Raw genomic sequence first — 20,332 nt, forward strand, 5'->3', positions numbered from 1 at the left:
TCCCGAGGAAGTGCACAGCTTCATGCGAACCCAAGCCCTCCCCCCACAGAGGCGCGCGCTGACCGTGGTGGCGCTGCTGACAGCCACGCTCGCGTCTCTGGGCCTGTTCTCACCTCCTGCCGCCGCAGAGATCAGGCCGGACCAACAGTGGTACCTCGACGCCATGAACATGTCGGACATCTGGAAGGTCACCAAGGGAGAAGGCGTCACCGTCGCCGTCATCGACTCCGGGGTGAAACCGATCCCCGGCCTGGAAGGCCGCCTGCTCCCAGGAAAAAGCTTCATCTCGGAGAGTCGGAATCCTCACGAGGACACAAGCGGCCATGGCACTGACATGGCCGCTCTCATTGCCGGGACAGGAACAGCGAACAGTCTTCGAGGGCTCGCCCCCGAAGCGAAGATCCTCCCTCTACGAGCACACAAGGAAGATGGGTTTGTCACCAGCTGGGATAAATCCCTCGCCCAGGCAATTCGATATGCAGCCAAGAGCGACGCAAAGGTAATTAACATTTCAATAAGCGTCGGCGCCATGGACAATGAAACACTCACAGAGACGCAGAACGCCATCATTGAGGCCAATGAGCGAGGTAAGCTCATCTTCGCCGGCTCTGGAAACGACGGCCGCCGGGTAGAGAAGGACGATTACCCGTCGGTACTTCCCGGTGTCGTCGCCGTGGGTGCGGTGGACAAGACCGCCACCGTGGCCGACTTCTCCAACTACGGCCCCCACCTGGTTCTCTCCGCTCCCGGCGACCCCGGCGGGACGAGCGTGGCAACCGCCCTCGCCTCCGCAACTGCCGCACTCATCTGGTCCAAGCACCCCGACTGGACCAACCACCAGGTCCTGCGCGTGATGGTCGAAACAACGGGCATGTCGGAGAGGGGCGAGGAACCGAGCATGTACCTCGGCCACGGCATCATCCGTCCCTCCCATGTCATTGTCGACGGCAAGGGCGACCCCGGCCCGGCCGACAAGAGCCCGGTCTTCTCCGAGTACTTCGCCTCCCTCGAAGCCTCCCAGTCCCCCTCCCCCGAATCCGGTTCCGCCGACGACAAGAACCAGACCGACCAGCGAAGCCAGGAAGAGCAGGAGCAGTCGCCTTCAGGTTCCGGCGAGGACCAGAACACCGCGCAGGCCGACAACGACGGGCCCCCATGGACGGCCATCGGCATCGGCGTCGCCGTACTCGCCCTCGCCGCCACCGTCACCATCGTCGCCGTACGACGACGGAACCAGGCACAGCAACAATTCCGGTACTGAGCCGGAGCCGAGGGAGCGGAGCGGAGCGGAGAAGGCTATCCCCAGTCGCGGCCGGAACGACCGCGCTTGATGTCGGAGCGGTGCTTCTTGTTCCGCAGCCGCCGCTCGTTGATCCCGCGCGGAACCTTGCCCTTCCGGCGCGGACGCGGCGGCGGTGCGGTGGCCTCCGCCAGGAGCGAGGCCATCCGCACGGCCGCGGTCTCACGGTTGCGCCACTGGGAGCGGTGGTCGGCGGCCCGGACGACCAGCACCCCGTCCACCAGCCGGCCGGCCAGTCGCTCCAGGGCGCGTTCCTTCCACACTTCGGGCAGTGCCTCGGTGCGTGCCAGGTCGAAGCGCAGCTCGACGCGGCTGTCGCTGGTGTTGACGTGTTGGCCGCCGGGTCCGGACGATCGGGAGAAACGCCAGTTCAGCTCGGCCTCCGGCAAGGAGACCGAGCCTCGGATGTAGTAGGGCCCGGACATGTCCCCCATGATCCCGCCCGCCGGGTGCCGCCGTCACGGCGTTTTCGGACCCCGGTCGGTCCCGGCCCGGGGCCCCGACCGCTCCCGACCGGTCCCGTCGGCTTCCGGTCGACGGTGATCGGCTTCGGCGCCGAGAGTGAAGAAGGCGAAGAACCTGGAACCCTGCCGCCCCCCGTCGGCGTTTGAGGGGGTAGGAAATGGACCAGTAACGGGTCAGCAAGAGAACCACCACAGAAGGGCACCCCGATGGCTGTAAGCCTGTCCAAGGGCGGCAATGTCTCCCTCACCAAGGAGGCCCCCGGCCTGACCGCCGTGACGGTCGGCCTCGGCTGGGACGTCCGGACGACCACCGGCACCGACTTCGACCTGGATGCCAGCGCCATCGCGGTCAAGGCCGACGGCAAGGTCTACTCGGACCAGCACTTCGTCTTCTTCAACAACAAGTCCACCCCGGACCAGTCGATCGTCCACACCGGCGACAACCGCACCGGCGAGGGCTCGGGCGACGACGAGCAGATCAACGTCAACCTCGCCGGGCTGCCCGCCGACATCGACAAGATCGTCTTCCCGGTGTCGATCTACGACGCCGAGAGCCGCAGCCAGAACTTCGGCCAGGTGCGCAACGCCTACATCCGCATCGTCAACCAGGCCGGCGGCACCGAGATCGCCCGCTACGACCTGAGCGAGGACGCCGCCACCGAGACGGCCATGGTCTTCGGCGAGCTGTACCGCCACGGCGCCGAGTGGAAGTTCCGCGCGGTCGGCCAGGGCTACGCCTCGGGCCTGGTGGGCATCGCCCAGGACTTCGGCGTCAACGTCTGATCGTCTTCCGGCGGCCCACCGGGGCGCCCGGCACCGCAGCGCGCGGTGCCGGGCGCCCTCCGGCGTTTTCCGACCCGGGTGGGACCCGCGTCCGCGCGTACGGTCCGGTGGCCCGGGGCGCATCCGGTCCGCGGCCTCGAAGAGGGGCTTCCGGCTGCCGTGCAGCGTCTCCCTCCCGCAGCTCGCCATCGTCGATCGAACACGGTGGGTGATCGACAACACGACTCTTCCCCACGGGGTTGGACGGATGTCGTTCGACGAGGAACGGCAGCGGGTGGGTGGCTGTCGCGTCCGCGCGCAAAGCCACCCGGACGCAGCTGAACCGGCTCGACGGAGGGGGCGGCTCCGGCAAGGGCACTTCCGTGGTCGAACGGTCACCGGGTTCCGGCGGCGCCTCGGAGTAGCCCGCCACCGCCACCGCATCGGCCCGGGCGTGTCACCATCGCTTCCGTGCTCGACATCGGCTACTCCCTCTCCCGCCGCTTCCCCGACCCGCCGCAGACCGACTACCGCACGGCGGACGCGCGGACGCTGCGACACGACCTGTTCTGCGGCGACGTCTACCTCGCGGACACCGACACCGACCGCGAGCTGTCCACGGCCCGCGGGACGGTGCCCGTGCTCGACTTCGCCTGGGCGCTGTGCGACATCGCCGAGCGGCTGGACCGTGATCCGCTCGGCAACCGCGCGTCCCGCCTGCAACGCGCCGAGCTGGACTTCGTGGAGTCGGCCGACAGCCTCCACTTCCTGCGCCGTTTCGGCTGGGTGGAGATCACCGCCGACTGGCTGCCCGAGGACGAGCCGCCGCTGACCGTCAACCACGGCGTGCTGCGCCGCGAGGTCCGCGACTTCCTGCACGACCTGGTCGCCGACCTCGTCGACATCCACGACGATCTGGGCGACAACCCCGTGATCTGGGACCTCCAGGCCCGCTTCCCCCGCGTCTGACGCCCCGCGCGGCCGCTCCCGTCGACTCGACCTCACGTCGTCCCGGGGTTGGAGGGTGGTCACCCCCACGGCACGACCACCCGGTCCCAGGGGGACGCCCCATGCGTGCCATCCGTCTGCACGCCCTCGGCCCCACCGGCAAACTCCGTCACGAGCGGGTCCCCGGCCCCGGACCCCGACCCCGCCCCTGGCCCCGGTCGGGTGCGGAGCGCCGTGCGGGCGGCCGGGGCGCACCTGGTGGACACCGCTCCGCGCCAGGGGGTGCGGCTCGGACCGGTTCCGCTGCCCGAGCTGCCGACGGTCCCGGGACGCGAGGTGGCCGGGACGGTCGGGTCCGCGGGAAGTTCGGTGACCGTCCCCTCGCCCACGTCTTCGAGGGGTCGGCGGCGCCCCGGGTCACAACACGGCTCCGGGGCCGGCCGCGGTGTCGCGGCCGACCCCGGAGCGGTCGAACCGATCGAACCGGTCGAACCGGTCAGCGCAGGTGGATGTCGGGTCGGGGCGGGAGGCTCATGCCCTGCCCGAGGAAGAAGCTCGGGTGCGGCGGTTGGTTGTAGGCGGTGTTCTGCCAGGCCAGCGCCACCCGGTACTGGGCGTCGTGGACCAGCGTGTGCAGCTTCAGGTCCGTCGGGACGGTGGTGGCGTATATGCGCAGCGCCGAGTTGTCGCTGTGCCGCCAGATCACCTCCTCCCGCCAGTCGCCGAACAGGTCGCCGGAGAGCACCGGGGTGGACTTGGTCCCGTTGCTGGAACTGACGCCGCTGCCCGTCAACAGCCGGGTCTCGCCGCCGGTGCCGTACTTGTCGACGCGGGTGCCGTCGAGGAGTTCACGCACCGGGTCGCCGTCCCACCAGACCAGGAAGTTGGCCGAGGACGGGTTGCGTCCGACGTGGCCGCCCGAGGCGTTGCGGAGCCGGTCCATGTTCGGACCCGAGCCCCAGAACTCGGCGCCGGGGTTGCCGGCGTGGATGTCGGCGGCCACCCCGCGTCCCGGTCCCTCGGAGCCGCTGGTGGGAGTGCGGTGGATCACCTGGCCGGTGCGGGCGTCGTGGAGGTCGGAGCCGGGCTGGTTGCCGGACTCGTGGATGGAGAAGACCTCCAGGCCCGGCCGGGTGGGCACGAAGTCGCCGACGTGCAGGGCGTCGCCGTGGCCGAAGCCGGTGGAGTACATCAGGGTGCCGTCGTCGTCGACCGTGGCCGAGCCGTAGACGATCTCCTGGCGACCGTCGGCGTCCACGTCCGCGACGGAGAGCTGGTGGTTGCCCTGGCCGTACGCGGCGCCGTTGCCGGAGGTGTTCGAGTCGAACAGCCAGCGCCGGGTGAGTTGTCCGTTCCGGAAGTCCCAGGCGGCGATGGTGGCGCGGGTGTAGTAGCCGCGCGCCATGATCAGCGACGGACGCTGTCCGTCCAGGTAGGCGGTGCCGGCCAGGAAGCGGTCGACGCGGTTGCCGTAGGAGTCGCCCCAGGAGGAGACGTTGCCCCGGCCGGGTGCGTAGTCGACGGTGTCCAGCGCGGCGCCGGTGAGCCCGTCGAAGACGGTCAGGTACTCGGGGCCGGTGAGGACGTAGCCGCTGGAGTTGCGGTGGTCGGCGTTCGCGTCGCCGATGACGGTCCCGCGGCCGTCGCGGGTGGCGTCGGCGGTCTTCATGGCCACCTCGGCCCGTCCGTCGCCGTCGTAGTCGTAGACCTGGAACTGGGTGTAGTGGGCGCCGGCGCGGATGTTGCGGCCCAGGTCGATGCGCCACAGCCGCTGCCCGTTCAGCCGGTAGGCGTCGATGTACACGGTGCCGGTGACCCCGGACTGGGAGTTGTCCTTGGCGTTGTCCGGGTCCCATTTGACGACCAGTTCGTACTGCCCGTCACCGTCGAGGTCGCCGGGGGACGCCTCCACGGGGGTGTGGGCGGAGCTCGGACGGGAGAGCGGCACGTCGAGGTGGTCGCCGCCGGTGAAGCGGAGCGAGGGCTCGGAGGGCGCCTGCTCGACGCCGCCGACCACGGCGCGCACGGTGTAGGAGGCGCCGGCGGGGGCGCCGGGGTCCAGGTGGTTGGTGGAACCGGTGATCGGCGAGGAGTTGACCCTCGTCCCGTCGCGGTAGAGGTTGAAGGCGACGTCGCGGCTCTCGGTGCCCAGCAGTCGCCACGACACCAGGTTGCCCGAGCCCGAACGCACCGACACCAGGCCCCTGTCGAGGTCCTCCATCTGCCGGGTGCCGCCGGGCGGCGGGTCGGTGGGGTCGGGTCCCGGGCCCTGGCCGTCGTCCACCCTCACCAGGCGCCACTGCTGGTTGGCGCCTCCGGTGTCGGTGTACTGGGAGATCCGCGCGCCGTCGGCGGTGGACCACTCCCACACGTCCAGCGCCTTGCCGCTGTGCCGGTTGATCAACCGGATGTGGCCGCCGTCGGAGTCGGCGACGCGGAACTGCTGGTTGGCGGAGTTCTTGTCGGTCCACTGGACGACGTTGGCGCCGTCGGCGGTGGAACGCGCCTCCACGTCCAGCACCTTGCCGCTGTGGCGGGCCATGATCCGGTACCAGCCGTCGCCGGAGGGGACGAACCGGAACTGCTGGTTGGTGCCCGTCCCCGGCGTCCACTGCACGATGGAGGCACCGTCGGCGGTGGAGCGTTCGAAGACGTCGACGGCCTTGCCGCTGTGGCGGGAGATCAGCTGGTAGTAGGCGGAGGTGTCGATCTCGGCGGCTTCGGCCTCCTGCGGCGGCAGGACGACGAGCGAGACGGCCGCCAGCAGCGCGGCGAGCACCCCGGCGTACAGGGCGCGGACGCGGTCGCGGGGGCGGGGGCCGGTGGATGGGGCAGCGGTTCTTCGCGTGCTGTGGTGGGCAGGCATTGCGGCTCCTTGTCGGGGTTGGTGATCGCTCCCGGTGGGGGGAAGAGCCTGCGTGAAACGATTCATCGACGCGCCGTGGTCACCCAGTGTGACACGGCGGTCAGAAGAGAGGTGGGAGCGCTCCCGCGAACATAGGGGGGTCCACCGCGAGGCGGCAAGAGCCGTGCACGAAAACGGTCCTCCGCCCGTCCCGGCACCCGGAGGTACGGGACGGGCGGCGGATCGGCGGAGCGCCGGCGGGCGTCCGGTGGCCACCGACGGACGGTCGACCGCGGATCAGCTCCCCGAGGGACCCGTCCAGCCCGCCGGCACGTGCCCGACCCGCACCCGCTGCGGATGGTCGCCGACGGGGACGGAGCGCACCTTCCGGCCGGTCGCGAAGTCGATCACACTGACCCGGTCGGCGCCGCTCTCGGAGACCACGCAGTGCCGCCCGTCACCGCTCACCGTCGCCCAGTACGGTTTGGAGACCGGCACCAGCGGCCCCTCCCGGAGGGTCTTCCGGTCCACGACGGTGGCGTAGTCGTCCATCGTCCCGGCGACGCACAGCTTGTCGCCCCGCGGGTCCATCGACATCCCGTGGTGGCGCGAGTCGTTGACCCAGGTGGTGCGGTCCTCGTCGGTCTCGGGATTCTTCGGCAGTTCCTTCGACCTCGTGATCCGGTCCGCCGCCACGTCGTACTCCAGGAAGCCGTTGAAGAACGACACCTGGAAGTAGAGCGTGGACTCGTCGGGCGTGAAGGCGACGGGGCGCACCGAGTCCGACAGGTCGTCGCGGCCGAAGGCGTCCAGCCGCTCGCGCATGTCGACGACCCTCACCGTCTCGAAGGTGTTCGCGTCGGCGATCGTGATGCGCCGGTCGCCCTTCGTCCAGTCCAGCCAGGGGGCGTCGAGGGCGTTGTTGACCTCGCCGATGGACATGTTCCAGATGTACCGGCCGCCGTCGGTGAAGACGTTCTCGTGCGGCTTGTCGCCGGTCCCGAACGAGCCCAACTCCTTCCCCGTGACGATGTCCAGGACGTGGACGGTGTTGGAGGTCGAGGCCGAGACGGCGACCTTCCTCCCGTCGGGCGAGATCGCCATGTGGTCGGAGCGGAAGCCCGACACCGGGAAGCGCCAGTTGATCCCACCCGTGGCGAGGTCGATGGAGACCACGTCGGCGAAGCTGGGCCGGGAGACGACGACGGCCGAACCGTCCGGGGTGGAGTACATGTCGTCGACGTACTGGTCGTGGCCCTCGCCCACGGTCTGGCGGATGCCGAGGTAGAAGGCGAGCCTGACCGGGTTGAGGTGGATCTCCCACAGCCGCTCGGCCTTGTCGGGGATCACGTTGACGCGGCCCACCCTGGCGTAGTCGCCGGTGGACTCGATGACGTCGGCGGTCCCCTCCCAGTTGTTGCCGACGAACATCACCTCGTTCAGGCCGGCGCCGGCCTGCCCCGCGGACGTGTCCGCGGGCGCGGCGGTGGCGGGCACGGCGGCGGTGGCGGCCAGCACGAGGGCGACGGCGCCTCCGGCGATCACGCGGGAACGGCGGCGCGGGGAGGGGCGGTGGGGGGATGACGGTGCGGTCGTCATGGCGCACTCCCGGGTCGGGGAACAGGGCGAGTTACCGGTGGTAACGTAGCGGCGTCCCGGCCGTCTGACCAGACGCGCGTCAGCCGTAACCCCGTTGCCCCGCCGTTCCGTTCTCCGCTTCCCTGTCCACATGACCGACCACGACGACCATGTGGAAGCCAACCGGCGCTACTGGGACGGCGAGGCCGCCGCCTCCCACGGCCCCCTCGCCCGCGCCCACTGGGCACGCACCGAACCCGCCTGGGGCCTGTGGGCCACCCCCGAGTCCGAACTCTCCCTCCTCCCCCGTGACATCGCCGGGAAGCGCGTGGTCGAACTGGGCTGCGGCACCGCCTACGTCTCCGCCTGGCTGGCCCGGGCCGGGGCCCACCCGGTCGCCGTCGACCTCTCCCACGAGCAGCTCGCCACCGCCCGCGCCATGCGGGAGGAGTTCGGCCTCGACTTTCCGCTCCTGCACGCCGACGCCGAGCGCGTTCCCTGCGCGGACGGCACGTTCGACCTGGTCGTCAGCGAGTACGGCGCCTCGTTGTGGTGCGACCCGCGCCGTTGGATCCCGGAAGCCGCCCGACTGCTGACCCCCGGCGGGCGACTGGTGTTCATGCGGTACTCGCCGCTGTTCGCCCTGTGCGCCGCGCCGGACGGACCCGCCGCGGCCGCCCTGCGCCGGCCGCAGTTCGGCCCCGGCGGCCTGGGAAGGCTGGAGCTGGGCGGACGCGTGGAGTTCGTCCTGCCGCACGGCGAGATGATCCGCGTGCTGCGCGACGCCGGCTTCACCGTCGAGGACCTGGTCGAGATCCGCGCACCCCACCCCGCCCACCGCGACTACCACGAGGTCTCCGCCGCCTGGGCCCGCGACTGGCCCTGCGAGGAGGTCTGGAAGGCCCGTCTGACCGGCTGAATCACCCGGTCCGGCCGGCCGCCTCGTGGGCGATGTCCACGATGAGCTTGTCCTCGCCCGCCGTCACCCGGAAGCCGGGACGGCCGTCGCCCCGGCGGGTGTCGACGCCGATGCCGAAGCGGGTGCTCCCCTCGAAGTAGCTGACGAGCTCCAGACCCCGGACGGTGGAGGTGGTCGTGGCGCGGGGGCCGGGGTCGAACTCCCGGTCCGGGTGCTCGGGCCGGGCCCGATCGAGGACGATCATGATCCGGTGTTCGCCCTCGACGGGAACCACCTGGCCCGAACCGTCCTGGTGCAGTGCCTCCACGTACTCGGCGGTGTACGCCGGCGCGCCCCCCTCGAAGTCGAGGACGACCCGATCGTAGGTGTCGTGGACGCCCACCCGCACCTCGGTCAACGCCGCCAGCTCGGTGACGTCGGCCCCCCGACCCTCCCCCGCCTTCCGGGAGGCGTCCCGGGGCGCGTCGGCCACCGCTCCGCCCCCACCGGCGGAGGGCGTGCCCGACTCCTCGGACGTGGGAGAGGCAGGCGGGGCGGGGGTGGACGCGCCGGAGCCCCCCGGGCTCCCCGCCCCTCCGGGGGAGCGGGACGCCGAGGACTCCGGGGACGGACTCGCGGACTCCTCCGCGGCCCCTCCCCCGCCTCCGCAGGCCGCCGCCAAGAGAGCCGTACCGAGGGCGAGCGCGGTCATGGTGGAACGGCGTGTCACTGCGTGCTCCTGATCCTGGACGTCGACTCCCGACCTCGTACCCGCGCGACGCGACCGGAAAGACGGCCACCGCGACATTCCCCCGCGATACCGATGAAATGGCGCGTTCTCGGCGGTTCCGCGGGTACCCTGCCCCCATGACCGACCGGCCCGTGGAGGGGACCGCCGAGGGACCGGGGCACCGAACCCGTGGGCCCGTCCCGCGTCGTCCCGGCCGTCTCCGCCGGTCACGGATGCCAAGCTGGGGCACGTGACGGAACTCGACGGCAAGCCGATCAGCCCCGACGCTCTCCGGTCCCTGGCCCTGACCAACTACGGCCACTTCACCTCGATGCGCGTCGAGCAGGGCCGGGTACGTGGCCTGTCCCTGCACCTGGACCGGCTGGTGCGCGACTGCCGGGCCGTGTTCGACACCGACCTCGACCCCGAGCGGGTTCTGGAGTTCGTCCGCCGGGCCGCTCCCGGGACCGGGGCCTGTGTCGTCAGGGTGACCGTCTTCGACCCGGCGCTGGACCTGGGCCGCATCGGGGCGGACGCGCACCCGCACGTGCTGGTGACCACCCGCCCCGCCGGCAACCTGCCGCTCCCGCCGCTGCGGGTCCGGTCGGCCGCGTACACCCGGGAGGTGCCCGAGGTGAAGAGCGTCGGACTGTTCGGCTCGCTGCGGCACCGGCGCGCGGCGCAGCGCGCCGGCTTCGACGACGCGCTGTTCGTGGACGACCGGTCCGCGATCTCCGAGGGCAGCACCTGGAACATCGGCTTCGTCCGGGGCGAGCAGGTGGTGTGGCCGGACGCGGAATGCCTGGTCGGCACCACCATGCGGCTGCTCCAGCAGGTCCACGCCTCGGTCTCGACCACCGTGAGGCTCGCCGACGTCACCGGATTCGACGCGGCCTTCGCCACCAACGCCGCCGTCGGCGTCCGGACCATCGGGCGTCTGGACGACCTCTCCCTCCCGGAAGCACACCCGCTGATCGAGGAGTTGCGCGGGGAGTACGCCGCCCTTCCCGGCGATCCCCTGTAGCGGCGTCACCGGGCAGCCGCCCGACCGGTCGTCTCGACCGGAACGGCCACCCCCGCTCGCGGGTGACCGCCCCGTGGACGTCGAAAGCCCCGAGCCGATCACGGCTCGGGGCTTCGCCCCTGTTCAGGGCCTGAGCCGCCTGTCGGGTTCGAACCGACGACCTTCGCTTTACAAGTTCGATCACCGGGCTGCGCGGCCTGCTCGACCCTGGAGATCCTGACAGCTCTTGGTCCTCCTGCGGCTGCCCCAGTCCACGGCCGTCCGGAGACGTTGATGTCACTCGGTGATGTCACTGCATCTCGTTGCTGCGGTGGGGAGAGGCTGGGTACAACCGCGTGTGGCCTGCGGCCTCGTGCGCTGGGCTCTTCCTTGCCACTGTGCTTGTCACTGACCGCTGTCGACTGGCGCACCAGTGGCTCCGACACTGCTGTGATGCCCCGCCCCACCTCCGCCATGATGAACCCTCTGTGGTCAGGCTGTCACAGAACCCTATACTTGCTCGATCAAGCTATGTATGCTGCATCACATGCCAGGGGAGGCTCTACATCAGCTCGGTGATGATGGCGCAAGGCGCGCTAAGCGTTGGCTTGAATCCACTACCAGAGTAAAAGCAGCGTGGCTAAATACTGACCCCTATTCTGCGGGGAGACTTGAGTTCCCTTGGTCGTACGGCGGTTGGAATTTCTCCTATGACATAGGCGGAATACTGCACGGCGGCGAGTTCTCAGGACAAATGTTCTTGGCCGAATGTAAAAAATATTCGGCAGCAGGAGATCAAGGGACACACTACCAGTCATACCTTGCTAAATGTTATGTGACATTGCTTCACCACGCCCGTCTTGCAGACCACTTCATGTGGATAACGTGGCATCCATTTCTCGTAGGTTCTTGGGGAAAACTCTGCTCGGTGGATAAAGTTCGCGAGGGTGTCCTGTCTGAGGCTTCCCGAGTATTCAATACGGAATCGGAAGACGAAGCTAAAGCGCTTATAGACGAGGATATAGCGCAGGAAGTCGCAAACCGTCTATGGCTCCTTGTCCTCTCGGACAAGCAGGAAAAGCTAGTGATCACTCCCGAGCATCGCGGAATACTAATAAAGCATGAAGTTGAGGCGGGCACATGGTGAGGCGTGTTTCATACGCGCAATCAGTGCGCAATGCCTTTGATCAGGCTAACCCGCTAGGTAGTGTTAACGCCGTAAAACAGACTGTCATCAATGAGATTAGAGAAACGGACTCACGCGTAGCGGTAAAGTCAACCGAGTACTTCAATCACACCTACGCTCCTGATCTCGTTTTAAAATGGCCTCAAGAGAGCACTACGCGCCACCTATTCCTGCGAACTGATCCCGATCCCTCATATCTCATGGAGGATTTGGAAATCGCAGGAGGATCTAAGTCAATTTTCTTCTCTCTCGTCACGCCCAGAAGGCAGACGAAGCCAGTAATTGACGAACGTCTTAACTCCGCAGCGCGTGACACAAACTCACTGATTACGGATGCGGATGGATTAGAAGAATTCATTAACTGTCGCCGGGAATATCCGGTCGTCAGTCTGGCCTCCAGTGCAATTTTGCAAGGGGGTCGCGGCGTGGTCCGTCAATCGGAAGCAAATGCCGTATCTAACGGAATATCGGACGGTTTCTCTGCCGCTCAAGAATTGGACGCCTCGCGCACGCAATCAGCAACAAGGGTCATCGGCGATGTGTTTGATGACTTGAGGTCCGCTCGCCTTACGCGTTTCTTGCATGCTGTTTGGGTTGGCTCGGGCGGGGACGCATCTGCATTTCCTGCCATCGGCGATGTTACCGGCCCTCTTGATGATGAAGCTCTTTCATTTCTGCTGAATCTAGAAGAAATTATCGATGACGTCTTTTGGCGCAGAATTGGGAGAAGTATTTCTCTTGAGCGTGTATCCGGTTTGTCCATCGATCAGCCATCCCCGAATCTCCAGAGACTGGTGGCGAATAACCTCGACGTCTTGTTCGCCAGGTTCTGCCGCATTGTATCGGCGCAACCGCAACTTTGGGATGCCCTTGAGGGTTCATTTCCTATTCAATGGGTGATCGATAGGGGAATGCTAGGCCTGCAAGGGGAACGCTTCACAGCCTTCTTGGCGAGTAAGCGAGAGGACTTGAATGTCCCGGCGGAAGATTTTGATGGTATCAGCATTGATGAGCTAGTCTCGCGCTCCATCAAACATCGGATTCCGATTTCGGAACTTGAGCTTTCTACGGATAGGCGAACACTTACGTATGGGTCGGAGCACGTAGAGGATGTATCCGGCGATGCTGAATTGATGAACTTCGCTGAGGTTCTTGGAGCCTCAGCCCGGGTCAATTCAGCAATTGCTTCTATTGCTGGAGCACGCAATTTGCGTTGCGACTTCAGGAGCCTCACAGCCCATGGAAGGACGGCCGCGAGATTTCCAATTTCCGAGATTTTGCGTGCGGCCCTTCTCCTTCTTTTTGATCTCCGTGAGGATGAAGCGAGGAAAATTTCCGTCCTTCTCTCTAAGCCATCTGCACCAACCAGTGCAGACTCCTTGTTTGATGTTGACCAAATCCCTTAGGAGTGAACAGTGGACACGGAAGATTGGAACGACGCCGACGCCTACCTCGCTTGGGCAACGCAGGAGCTTGTGCGAAACGGCCACAAAAAGCTGTGCATGGTCCGGGACGCTCCGACCGCCAAGGCGGTTGACGAGTTTGAAAGGGTGTTGGAAGAAGCAAAGACTGAAGACCCCTTGCAAGAATTTTTCGAAGAACACCCAGAAGTTCTGGCCCATCAGATAGGTGCTGGTTGCCGATGGATTATCCCCAAGCCAAAAGTAGGAGGGGTTTACGTCCCTGATTTTATGGCCGCCAGGCTTAACAGTGGCGGATTAAGGTGGGTCGCCATCGAGCTCGAGACCCCATGCATTGATTCTCTTTTTGTGGGTAAATATAAAACTCCTGCACGGGAACTCCGAAACGGACTCCAGCAGATCAAAGACTGGAGGCACTGGATTGAAAATAATTTGCAGACCGCTAGGAATAGTCCTCGGAATGGAGGATGCGGGTTTGTCGACATCTCCCCCAAGGTCCAGGGCATGGTAATCATCGGTCGCCGCCGGATCACTAATCAGGACGACCAGCGCAGGCGGCACGATATTTTCTGGAATGAGCATTGCGAGATTCAGACCTATGATTGGCTTCTTGAAGAGGCTCGCAAGATGATTCCCATGCGTCATCCAGTTACGGACGAGTGTGAAGAATGTGAACTCTACGGGCGCTAGCCCCCGGTAATCCATCGCGACCTAGCACCAGGTCGGCGGAGCGGGTTTGGGCGGTGTCCTGCCCGGACTGGGGTCGGGCATGGCCAGGGGGCCGTACGCTGGTTGGCAACTCGGGCAGGCTGTGGACCTGCCCGCAATGTGTCCGAGTGGCCCCCTGGGCGTGCTCGACGCGGGTCCCGGACCGGGTAGGTGCGTAAAGCCGTCGGAGCCGACCCCCAGCCACGACGGCGCCTGGTCAGCAACCCCGGTGTGTGCTGCTGGTGCGCGGCCGGCGGACGCCGGGGCGGAGCGGGGCGGAGACTGGAGCGCAGGCCCGGCCGGCGGCCGGGCCGCGCGCGGTGAGCGGAGCGAGCCGCCTTGAACTCGTAGAGAAGGTTGTTACTCAGTGGGCCGGTTGGGCTGGCGTTGGCGGTCGTGCTCGATGGTGTAGGCGACCGTTTCGGCGCAGTGGATGACCATCTGGAGGCGGTTGAGAACATCGCGGCGGGCGGCCTCGATCAGGTCTTGATGCGTGGGGGTCGGCTCGTTGCTGGTGTGGGGTGTCCAGAAGCCGCGGTGGCTGTGTTCGGTGACGATGTCCTGGCAGGCGCGGACGACGGCGTTCAGGGCGACGGTGATCTCATAGCGGTACAGCTGCTCGTTCTGGGCGGTGCGGTCGCAAGTCACGGGTAGGGCCTTGGGGTCGGTCGGGCGGTGAGCAGGTAGCGGACGGCGTCGTCGTAAACCGTGTGGGTGTAGGGCGTGCCGGAGGCGAGGACGGCTAACGCGTGTTCGTGGGCTTGGTCGTCGTGGAGCCAGGCCAGAACGGGGCGGGCGGCCGGTGGGTCGAGCTGGTCGCTGATGTGGCGGGCCCGTTGCTGGAGCCAGCGCAGGGCGAGCCGCGGTGAGCTGGTGGAGTGGGCGCCGAGCCAGAATGTGCGGCCGTCATCGAGGGTGTGGGCGATCGCTTCGCACCAGTAGGAGCGGGTCAGCATGGCTGGGTTTCCCGCGTGGTCGGCTGCGGTGCAGAGGCGGGGAGGTGAGCGGTCACCGTGTGGCCGTGGCCGTCGTGGTGGATGTCCAGCGCTGCGGCGAGGACGGTGACGATGGCCAGTCCTCGGCCGTGGGTGGCCTCCTCGTCGGGGTGGGTGATCCGCGGGTGCGTGGTGGTGGCGCCGGTGTCGGTGACGGTGAGCGTCACGGCCTCGGCGGCTCGGGTGATGGTGACGCGGAAGGCGGGCCCGGTGGTGTGGGTGACCGCGTTGGCGCCCAGCTCGGTGACGATCAACGCGGCGTCGTCGGCGCAAGGGCTGTCGTGGAGGATGTCGCGGGTCCAGCGGCGGGCGCGGCCGACCTCGGCCGGGAGTCTCGGGCAGGAGAGTTCCCAGACTCGCACCGTACTCGTATACTCGTCCATACAAGTTCCTTCGTGCTGGTAGGCGGCCATGGGCAGTGGGTTCGGGCTAGACGAGTTTCACGCCGTCGTGCGCCCGGACGGCCGGCGGGGCCGCCGCGTCCAGGGCGTCCAGGACGCGCACGGCGTATGCCTCGTCGGCGAGTTCGGTGACGTCCTCACGGGTGGCCCAGCGCAATGCACGGGTCTCGTCGCCGGTGGTGGGGGAACCGTCGATCGCCTCGCAGCGGAAGACGAGGGAGACGATCAGTCCGGTCATGTTCTTGTAGACGCCGGTCAGGGCCGCCGGAAGGACGATCTTGATGCCGGTCTCTTCGAGGACCTCGCGCTGGAGGGCCTCGGGGATGGTCTCGCCCGGTTCGAGGACGCCGCCGGGCGGCTCCCAGTGCCCGTTGTCCCTGCGCTTGATCAGCAGGGCCCGGCCGCGGTCGTCAACGATGACTCCGGCGACGCTCACGGAGTGGGGGCGTTCGGCAGTACTCACAGTCCTCGGCTTCCTGGGCTGGCTAGGCTCTCCACCGTAGCAACGACACTCAGCCTCTCGTCTAGATATCCAAAGGAGTAAAGATGGCGGCCTCCCCTTCCGGCGCTCTCGGAGCGCTGGACCCGACCAGTGACCGCGCGGTGTTCCGGCAGATCGCCGACCAGATCCGCGAAGCCATCGACAAGGGCCGGTTCAAGGAGGGCGACAAGCTGCCGTCCGAATCCGAACTGGTCGAGCACTACGGCGTCTCCCGGATGACCGTGCGCAACTCGCTGTCGATTCTCCAGACCGAGGGCCTGGTGGTCTCCGAGCACGGCAGGGGCGTCTATGTCCGGCCACGCCCGCCGGTGCGGCGCCTGGCCTCGGACCGCTTCGCCCGGCGCCACCGCGAGCAGGGCAAGTCGGCGTTCATCGTGGAGGCGGAGGCGGCCGGGAGCAAGTCGGAGGTGGACAGCCTGGAGGTCGGGGAGGAGCGGCCGAGTCAGGACATCGCCGCGCGCCTGGGCTCGCCGCGCCGGGTGCTGGCCCGTCGTCGCCGGTATCTGCTGGACGGGCGGCCGGTGGAGTTCGCCACCTCCTACCTCCCGCTCGACCTGGCGCGGAACACCCCGATCGCCCAGCCGAACCCCGGTCCGGGTGGCATCTATGCCCGGCTGGAGGAGCTGGGGCACCGCCTGGACCACTTCGACGAGGAGATCAAGGCCCGGATGCCCACCCCGCAGGAGGTGCGGACGCTGCGGCTGGCCTCCGGTGTGCCGGTCATCCACCTGATCCGCACCGCGTACGACACCGAGGGGCGCGCGGTGGAGGTCTGCGACACGGTGATGGCCGCCGACGCCTACGTCCTGTCGTACCGGTTGCCGGCCACCTGACGGCCGGGGGTGGCGAGGTGCGGTGCGGCCCGGTGCGCGGCTGGTTTCGACTCGTACACACCCAGGCGCATACTCGTATAGACGAGTGGGCAAGCTGTGTGGCACAGTGGTCCGCGTTCCGAACTGACTCGGGATCACGTCGCCGTATCTTGTCTAGACGAGTAGGCGTCAGTGGTTCCGGTGCGATCCAAGGAGAGACAAGACGTTGCGCACCATCCGTGTGGAGACCTCGACCGCCACGATCCTGCTGACCGAAGCCCCTGAGCCCAAGGTCCGCGACCGGCAGACCGGCGAGGTGGCCAAGGACGCCGTGAGCGGCGAGACGCTGATGACGATCGGCGTCGTCTACATCGACGAGGGCGAGTCCGCGCTGATCCGCGTCACCGTCCCCGAAAGCGGCGTCGCCGAGGGCCTGGCCCTGGGCGCTCCGGTGTCCCTGCCGGGCCTGGTGGCCAAGCCGTGGGAGAACGTCTTCAACGGCCAGCAGCGGCACGGCATCGCCTACCGGGCCGCCGCCGTCACCCCCGGTGCCGTCCCGGCCGCGGTGGGGGCCTGACCGTGTCGGACCTGATGACGTGGCTGGAGGTGGGCGGTCCCGTTGCCATAGCCGGTGGCGGGGCCGCCGCCTGGGCCAAGTCCCGGCACCCGGCGGCCTGGTGGCCGGTGGTGGGCCTGCCGGTGTCGGTGGCCCGGCTGGTCACCTCCTACGGGGCGGTCATGGACTCCTGCGGACTGACCGTGCCCCCGTCCCGGCTGCGGGCGCTGGCCACCTGGGCGACCAGCCGCCGGGAGGTGAGGCCGGTGCCGCCGCGCCGGGGCCTGATCCGCCCCACCTCGACCGGCCTGCGCCTGCGGCTGCGGCTGGCGCCGGGGCAGGAACCGGCCGACGTGGCGGCCTCGGCCGAACGGCTCCGCCACGCCTGGGGCGTGCACGCCGTCTATGTGGCGGAGGTCAAGCCGGGTGTGGTCGAGCTGCGTTTGGTCGGCTTCGATGTGCTGGACCGGGTGCGGATGCCGCGCGATGTCGAGGGCGAGTTCCTTCGGGTGCCGGTGGCGCTGCGGGAGGACGCAACCGCGTTCGTCCGCGACTACCGCGCCATCCCGCATCAGCTCACCCTTGGCGCGACGCTGTCGGGCAAGTCCATGTACCTGCGCAACCTCGTCGCCGGTCTGGCCCGGCAGCCGGTCGCGCTGGTCGGGATCGACTGCAAGCGCGGGGTGGAGCTGGCTCCGTTCGCCCCGCGCCTGTCCGCCCTGGCCACCGACCCGAGCGAGGCGGCCGAGCTGCTGCCGGTGCTCGTCAAGGAGATGGAGGACCGCTACGACCTGATCAAGGCCCGGCAGGGCATCGCCCCCAACACTCCGGATGAGGAGATCACCTCTGATGTCTGGGGCCTGCCGGAGGATGAGCGGCCGGTGCCGATCGTGCTGGTCGTGGACGAGGTGGCCGAGCTGTTCCTGGTCGCGACGAAGAAGGACGAGGAGCGGCGGGATGAGATGGTCACCCACCTCATCCGTCTCGCCCAACTCGGCCGGGCCGCCGGGATCTATCTGGAGGTGTGCGGGCAGCGCTTCGGCGCCGAGCTGGGCAAGGGCGCCACCATGCTCCGCGCCCAGCTCTCCGGCCGCGTCTGCCACCGGGTGAACGACGAGGCGTCCGCCAAGATGGCGCTCGGCGACATCGCCCCCGAAGCGGTGGAGGCGGCCTGCTCCATCGCCCCGGAACGGCCGGGCCTGGCCGTGGCCGGTGACACCTCCGGCGGCTGGTCCTGCATCCGCACCCCCTACCTCTCCCTCACCGACGCCGCCGCCGTCTGTCAGGACACCGCGCACCTCGCCCCCGACGTGCCCGCCCTCGACCCGTTCCGGCCGCACATTCCGCCGGCCCCGGTCGAACATCCGACTCCGCTGGTCACACCGCGACCCGTGACCGACTAAAGCCGCCCCGCACCACGGTCGGCGCGACCGCCCTCGCGCCACGTCCCTACCCCTGCCATGCCGAAAACCGAAAGGAGGTGCCACCCATGCGCCGCTACCTGGCCCGCGTCGACGCCGTGCTGGTCCAGGCCGTCATCGCCGGTGCCCTGTCCTTCGCGCACCTGCACGACCTGGCCGCAGCGGCCGGACAGCACGGCTGGAAAGCCTGGGCCTACCCGATCAGCGTCGACCTGCTGATGGTCGCGGCCTGGCGGCGCCTGCGCTCCGGCCACGCCACCACGGCCGGATGGTGCTGGTTCGTCATCGCCCTGGCCGCCTCGCTCGGCGCGAACGTCGCCACCGCCGGACTCCTCGACCTGGACGACGTGCCCGCCTGGCTGCGCATCCTCGTCGCCGGATGGCCCGCCGTCGCCTTCCTCGGCGGAACGCTCCTCGCTCACTCGCCGAGCACTGCGGCACCGGATGAGCCGGACGAGGACACCGCCGATCTGCCCGCGGCCGCCGAGCCTGCGCCGGAACCCACACCCGAACCGGCCCGGCCTGCCGCACCTGCCCCGGCGCTCCCGGCGGCACCCGCCATCCCGGCCGCCCTCGTCGAGCACGCCCGGAAGGTCGCCGACGCCCACCGCGCCCGGACCGGCACGCCCATCGACACCGACACCCTGCGCACCCGCCTCGGCGTCCCGCCCGCCCTGGCCGACCAGATCGCCGCCCACCTGAGCCGAAGCGGGCATCCCATACATCCGCCTCAAGAGGAGGTGACCAGCTCTACAACCTCTCTCGCCAAGGACGCTGCATGAAAAGGATCAGGCCCGTACTCAAAGCCCAACTGGCGCACATGGGGATCAGGTAAATCCAGTCCCAACCCAGCCACAAACGACCAACCGCCGTGAGGCCGGCAATGGCCAGTGCCTGACCGATGAGCATCAAGATCACTCGTGTTCGTCGGCTCACTCCGCCCCCTCACGCAGCGCTCATCCCCTCAAGGCACCGCGACGGCACCGACATCTACTGCTCCGGCACCGCAATCACAAGTCGGCAACCAAGTCACACCGCGGCCATACAGCCATCCGGACATGCCTCATGCCCTGGTCAGTCGGATCATCGCACGCCCTATCTGCCCTAACAGGAGGACTACTCATGCCCGCGCACCGCCGCTTCCGCCGCGTCGTCCGCATCGGCCCTGTCCAGGTCGGCACCGCCTACGACGGCCGGGGCCGCGAGAAGCACACCGCCGCCTGCACCGCGCCGCGCTGCGGCTTCTCCGCCGACTACGACAGCCGCTCCGCCGCCGAGCTGGCCGCCCGTACCCACCGCTGCCCCGTCCGCTGACCGGAGGTTCCCGTGACCGTCTCCCTGCCCCTGGTGGCCGTCCTGGGCGTCATCGCCTGGGCCGCGATCAAGTTCCTCGGCATCCGCCTGTGGGTCGTCGTCGTGATCGCCCTCTTCGGCTTCTACCTCTCCCAGACCTTCCTCGCCCCCGCCATCGACACCGGCACCCGCACCGGGGTCGAGGTCGTCAACGGCACCACCGACTGAAGGAGAACCCGCCATGTTCCTGCGTCCGCAGCTCCCGGCCACCACCGAGCACGGCCAGCCGCCGGCCTGCTCCTGCCACCCCGCCCCGGCCGTCCGGCGGCCCGCACTGCCTCCGGCCACGACCGGGGCGGTGGCCGCCGTACTCGTCGGCGGCGTGGTGCTGACCGCGCTCCTGGCCGCCGTCGCCGTCACGGCCATATCCGTGACCGTCGCCGCCCTCGTCCTGCGGTCCCTGCTCGCCTCCGGGCACCGCCGCTGAACGGCCGGTCGGGGCGGCCTCG

General features: G+C 68.4%; 23 protein-coding genes and 1 tRNA gene. 15 read left to right on the forward strand and 9 right to left on the reverse strand.

Annotation, left to right across the window (positions count from 1 at the left end):
- The first annotated feature begins 64 nt into the window (after positions 1 to 64).
- A complete protein-coding gene (locus tag F0L17_RS11020; protein WP_162466057.1) occupies positions 65 to 1,261 on the forward strand; it encodes a S8 family serine peptidase in 1,197 nt (398 codons plus the stop codon).
- A 35-nt stretch (positions 1,262 to 1,296) separates the two neighbouring features.
- On the opposite strand, the gene arfB is transcribed toward F0L17_RS11020, so the two are convergent.
- On the reverse strand, positions 1,297 to 1,734 hold the full coding sequence (gene arfB / locus F0L17_RS11025) for an alternative ribosome rescue aminoacyl-tRNA hydrolase ArfB (protein ID WP_155070940.1): 438 nt from the start codon (positions 1,732 to 1,734) through the stop codon (positions 1,297 to 1,299).
- Positions 1,735 to 1,971: 237 nt separating this feature from the next.
- On the opposite strand from arfB, the gene F0L17_RS11030 reads away from it, so the two are divergent.
- On the forward strand, positions 1,972 to 2,547 hold the full coding sequence (locus F0L17_RS11030) for a TerD family protein (RefSeq protein WP_155070941.1): 576 nt from the start codon (positions 1,972 to 1,974) through the stop codon (positions 2,545 to 2,547).
- 450 nt (positions 2,548 to 2,997) lie between these two features.
- Positions 2,998 to 3,495: a hypothetical protein gene (locus F0L17_RS11035; protein WP_162466058.1), complete on the forward strand. Its 498-nt coding sequence runs from the start codon at positions 2,998 to 3,000 to the stop codon at positions 3,493 to 3,495.
- Positions 3,496 to 3,970: 475 nt separating this feature from the next.
- On the opposite strand, the gene F0L17_RS11040 is transcribed toward F0L17_RS11035, so the two are convergent.
- Both F0L17_RS11040 and F0L17_RS11045 read right to left on the reverse strand, forming a co-directional pair.
- The gene (locus F0L17_RS11040; protein ID WP_162466059.1) at positions 3,971 to 6,340 is read right to left on the reverse strand and encodes a rhamnogalacturonan lyase family protein; all 2,370 of its coding nucleotides are present in this window, start codon (positions 6,338 to 6,340) and stop codon (positions 3,971 to 3,973) included.
- Positions 6,341 to 6,616: 276 nt separating this feature from the next.
- Positions 6,617 to 7,918 carry a YncE family protein gene (locus tag F0L17_RS11045; RefSeq protein ID WP_155070943.1) on the reverse strand — a complete coding sequence of 434 codons (1,302 nt, stop codon included), beginning with the start codon at positions 7,916 to 7,918 and terminating at the stop codon, positions 6,617 to 6,619.
- A 130-nt stretch (positions 7,919 to 8,048) separates the two neighbouring features.
- On the opposite strand from F0L17_RS11045, the gene F0L17_RS11050 reads away from it, so the two are divergent.
- Positions 8,049 to 8,816 carry a class I SAM-dependent methyltransferase gene (locus tag F0L17_RS11050; protein WP_155070944.1) on the forward strand — a complete coding sequence of 256 codons (768 nt, stop codon included), beginning with the start codon at positions 8,049 to 8,051 and terminating at the stop codon, positions 8,814 to 8,816.
- Between the two features lies 1 nt (position 8,817).
- Here F0L17_RS11050 and F0L17_RS11055 read toward each other — a convergent pair whose 3' ends face one another.
- On the reverse strand, positions 8,818 to 9,288 hold the full coding sequence (locus tag F0L17_RS11055; RefSeq protein ID WP_155070945.1) for an AMIN-like domain-containing (lipo)protein: 471 nt from the start codon (positions 9,286 to 9,288) through the stop codon (positions 8,818 to 8,820).
- 487 nt (positions 9,289 to 9,775) lie between these two features.
- Between F0L17_RS11055 and F0L17_RS11060 the strand changes: the two genes are divergently transcribed.
- Positions 9,776 to 10,549 (forward strand): aminotransferase class IV, encoded by a 774-nt coding sequence (locus tag F0L17_RS11060; protein WP_162466060.1) that lies wholly within the window; start codon positions 9,776 to 9,778, stop codon positions 10,547 to 10,549.
- A gap of 133 nt (positions 10,550 to 10,682) precedes the next feature.
- Here the strand turns inward: F0L17_RS11060 and F0L17_RS11065 are convergent.
- A tRNA-Ser gene (locus F0L17_RS11065) sits at positions 10,683 to 10,746 on the reverse strand.
- Between the two features lie 329 nt (positions 10,747 to 11,075).
- Here F0L17_RS11065 and F0L17_RS11070 point away from each other — a divergent pair.
- From F0L17_RS11070 to F0L17_RS11080, 3 genes are all read left to right on the forward strand, one after another.
- Positions 11,076 to 11,675 carry a hypothetical protein gene (locus F0L17_RS11070; RefSeq protein WP_155070947.1) on the forward strand — a complete coding sequence of 200 codons (600 nt, stop codon included), beginning with the start codon at positions 11,076 to 11,078 and terminating at the stop codon, positions 11,673 to 11,675.
- 239 nt (positions 11,676 to 11,914) lie between these two features.
- Entirely contained in the window at positions 11,915 to 13,120 is a 1,206-nt protein-coding gene (locus F0L17_RS11075) for a hypothetical protein (RefSeq protein ID WP_155070948.1), read from the forward strand.
- Between the two features lie 9 nt (positions 13,121 to 13,129).
- Positions 13,130 to 13,825, forward strand: a complete 696-nt coding sequence (locus F0L17_RS11080) for a Shedu anti-phage system protein SduA domain-containing protein (protein WP_155070949.1) — start codon at positions 13,130 to 13,132, stop codon at positions 13,823 to 13,825.
- Between the two features lie 378 nt (positions 13,826 to 14,203).
- Here the strand turns inward: F0L17_RS11080 and F0L17_RS11085 are convergent, their stop codons facing one another.
- The 4 genes from F0L17_RS11085 to F0L17_RS11100 are packed head-to-tail and all read right to left on the reverse strand — an operon-like array spanning position 14,204 to position 15,675.
- On the reverse strand, positions 14,204 to 14,491 hold the full coding sequence (locus F0L17_RS11085; RefSeq protein ID WP_162466061.1) for a hypothetical protein: 288 nt from the start codon (positions 14,489 to 14,491) through the stop codon (positions 14,204 to 14,206).
- Complete coding sequence (locus F0L17_RS11090) at positions 14,488 to 14,799, reverse strand: hypothetical protein (protein WP_155070950.1); 312 nt, start codon at positions 14,797 to 14,799, stop codon at positions 14,488 to 14,490. Before F0L17_RS11090 ends, F0L17_RS11085 begins: the two co-directional genes overlap by 4 nt.
- Positions 14,793 to 15,221 (reverse strand): ATP-binding protein, encoded by a 429-nt coding sequence (locus F0L17_RS11095; RefSeq protein ID WP_155070951.1) that lies wholly within the window; start codon positions 15,219 to 15,221, stop codon positions 14,793 to 14,795. The genes F0L17_RS11090 and F0L17_RS11095 overlap by 7 nt, the downstream gene beginning before the upstream one ends.
- 46 nt (positions 15,222 to 15,267) lie before the next feature.
- Positions 15,268 to 15,675: an NUDIX domain-containing protein gene (locus F0L17_RS11100; protein WP_162466792.1), complete on the reverse strand. Its 408-nt coding sequence runs from the start codon at positions 15,673 to 15,675 to the stop codon at positions 15,268 to 15,270.
- Between the two features lie 110 nt (positions 15,676 to 15,785).
- On the opposite strand from F0L17_RS11100, the gene F0L17_RS11105 reads away from it, so the two are divergent.
- The 7 genes from F0L17_RS11105 to F0L17_RS11135 all read left to right on the forward strand — a co-directional run bounded on the left by F0L17_RS11105 (position 15,786) and on the right by F0L17_RS11135 (position 20,310).
- Positions 15,786 to 16,574: a GntR family transcriptional regulator gene (locus F0L17_RS11105; RefSeq protein WP_155070952.1), complete on the forward strand. Its 789-nt coding sequence runs from the start codon at positions 15,786 to 15,788 to the stop codon at positions 16,572 to 16,574.
- A gap of 205 nt (positions 16,575 to 16,779) precedes the next feature.
- Positions 16,780 to 17,130, forward strand: a complete 351-nt coding sequence (locus F0L17_RS11110) for an SCO3933 family regulatory protein (protein WP_093852181.1) — start codon at positions 16,780 to 16,782, stop codon at positions 17,128 to 17,130.
- 2 nt (positions 17,131 to 17,132) lie between these two features.
- Positions 17,133 to 18,512: an FtsK/SpoIIIE domain-containing protein gene (locus F0L17_RS11115; RefSeq protein WP_162466062.1), complete on the forward strand. Its 1,380-nt coding sequence runs from the start codon at positions 17,133 to 17,135 to the stop codon at positions 18,510 to 18,512.
- Positions 18,513 to 18,598: 86 nt separating this feature from the next.
- The gene (locus tag F0L17_RS11120; protein ID WP_155070954.1) at positions 18,599 to 19,312 is read left to right on the forward strand and encodes a DUF2637 domain-containing protein; all 714 of its coding nucleotides are present in this window, start codon (positions 18,599 to 18,601) and stop codon (positions 19,310 to 19,312) included.
- Positions 19,313 to 19,652: 340 nt separating this feature from the next.
- Entirely contained in the window at positions 19,653 to 19,844 is a 192-nt protein-coding gene (locus F0L17_RS11125) for a mobile element transfer protein (RefSeq protein WP_155070955.1), read from the forward strand.
- A gap of 12 nt (positions 19,845 to 19,856) precedes the next feature.
- Positions 19,857 to 20,051 carry a hypothetical protein gene (locus tag F0L17_RS11130; protein WP_162466063.1) on the forward strand — a complete coding sequence of 65 codons (195 nt, stop codon included), beginning with the start codon at positions 19,857 to 19,859 and terminating at the stop codon, positions 20,049 to 20,051.
- Between the two features lie 13 nt (positions 20,052 to 20,064).
- Positions 20,065 to 20,310, forward strand: a complete 246-nt coding sequence (locus F0L17_RS11135; RefSeq protein ID WP_155070956.1) for a SpdD protein — start codon at positions 20,065 to 20,067, stop codon at positions 20,308 to 20,310.
- The last annotated feature ends 22 nt before the right edge of the window (positions 20,311 to 20,332 follow it).

The organism is Streptomyces taklimakanensis, assembly GCF_009709575.1.
GTDB lineage: Bacteria > Actinomycetota > Actinomycetes > Streptomycetales > Streptomycetaceae > Streptomyces > Streptomyces taklimakanensis.

Excerpts from the sequence above, each read along its gene's own strand:
- F0L17_RS11095 (WP_155070951.1), bottom strand. The coding sequence starts at position 15,221 with ATGGACGAGTATACGAGTACGGTGCGAGTCTGGGAACTCTCCTGCCCG.
- F0L17_RS11135 (WP_155070956.1), top strand. The coding sequence starts at position 20,065 with ATGTTCCTGCGTCCGCAGCTCCCGGCCACCACCGAGCACGGCCAGCCG.
- F0L17_RS11045 (WP_155070943.1), bottom strand. The coding sequence starts at position 7,918 with ATGACGACCGCACCGTCATCCCCCCACCGCCCCTCCCCGCGCCGCCGT.
- F0L17_RS11070 (WP_155070947.1), top strand. The coding sequence starts at position 11,076 with ATGCCAGGGGAGGCTCTACATCAGCTCGGTGATGATGGCGCAAGGCGC.
- F0L17_RS11120 (WP_155070954.1), top strand. The coding sequence starts at position 18,599 with ATGCGCCGCTACCTGGCCCGCGTCGACGCCGTGCTGGTCCAGGCCGTC.
- F0L17_RS11125 (WP_155070955.1), top strand. The coding sequence starts at position 19,653 with ATGCCCGCGCACCGCCGCTTCCGCCGCGTCGTCCGCATCGGCCCTGTC.
- F0L17_RS11090 (WP_155070950.1), bottom strand. The coding sequence starts at position 14,799 with ATGCTGACCCGCTCCTACTGGTGCGAAGCGATCGCCCACACCCTCGAT.
- arfB (WP_155070940.1), bottom strand. The coding sequence starts at position 1,734 with ATGGGGGACATGTCCGGGCCCTACTACATCCGAGGCTCGGTCTCCTTG.
- F0L17_RS11040 (WP_162466059.1), bottom strand. The coding sequence starts at position 6,340 with ATGCCTGCCCACCACAGCACGCGAAGAACCGCTGCCCCATCCACCGGC.
- F0L17_RS11030 (WP_155070941.1), top strand. The coding sequence starts at position 1,972 with ATGGCTGTAAGCCTGTCCAAGGGCGGCAATGTCTCCCTCACCAAGGAG.
- F0L17_RS11105 (WP_155070952.1), top strand. The coding sequence starts at position 15,786 with ATGGCGGCCTCCCCTTCCGGCGCTCTCGGAGCGCTGGACCCGACCAGT.
- F0L17_RS11075 (WP_155070948.1), top strand. The coding sequence starts at position 11,915 with ATGGAGGATTTGGAAATCGCAGGAGGATCTAAGTCAATTTTCTTCTCT.
- F0L17_RS11050 (WP_155070944.1), top strand. The coding sequence starts at position 8,049 with ATGACCGACCACGACGACCATGTGGAAGCCAACCGGCGCTACTGGGAC.